Here is a 547-nt window from a genome sequence, read left to right on the forward strand (position 1 = left end):
GGTCGAAATCGAAGATGCCGGCCATGAGATCGATGCGCGGCTGCGGCGCGCGCTCGCCGCTCGTCAGCGTTCGGGCAAGTGGAAAGGCCATGATGGCGAGCAGCACGGCGCCGACCGCCAGCAGGATCGGCCGCCGGTAGCGCGAAAAGGCGCTGGTTTTACCTGTCTTGTCAGAAGCCTTGCCGCCCTTGTCGGCGGTCGCGCCTTTCTTCTCGGCCTTGACGGCTGGCTGCTTCGGATTGGCATCCACCTCCATCGCGGCCGCCTGCGCCGCACGGCGCGCAGCAGCGATGTAATCGGCGCGATCGGTTTCGCCGGCAGGTTTGCCGCGTGCCGCACTCTGGCTGGCGCGAACCCGCTCAAGGATCTTCTTCACGTCAGGTGCGCCCGAGCCCGGCTCGAGCAATTCGTTCGCAGCATCCGTCGGCACCACGTCGGTGGGATCGATCGACGGCGCGGGGTCGATCATCGGACGTTCGCTCGCCCGGCTCTCGGCTTTCTTGCCGGGCAGCAGCCGCTTGCCGAGGCTGGCGAGCAGGCTGGCCTT

Annotated in this window: 1 pseudogene; it reads right to left on the reverse strand. The window is 67.6% G+C overall.

Features of this window, described 5'->3' with window-relative positions:
* Positions 1-547, reverse strand: a pseudogene (locus MOV76_RS39430) (hemagglutinin); the annotation flags it as partial.

It is taken from the genome of Rhizobium sp. PRIMUS64, from assembly GCF_023006465.1.
Lineage (GTDB): Bacteria > Pseudomonadota > Alphaproteobacteria > Rhizobiales > Rhizobiaceae > Rhizobium > Rhizobium leguminosarum.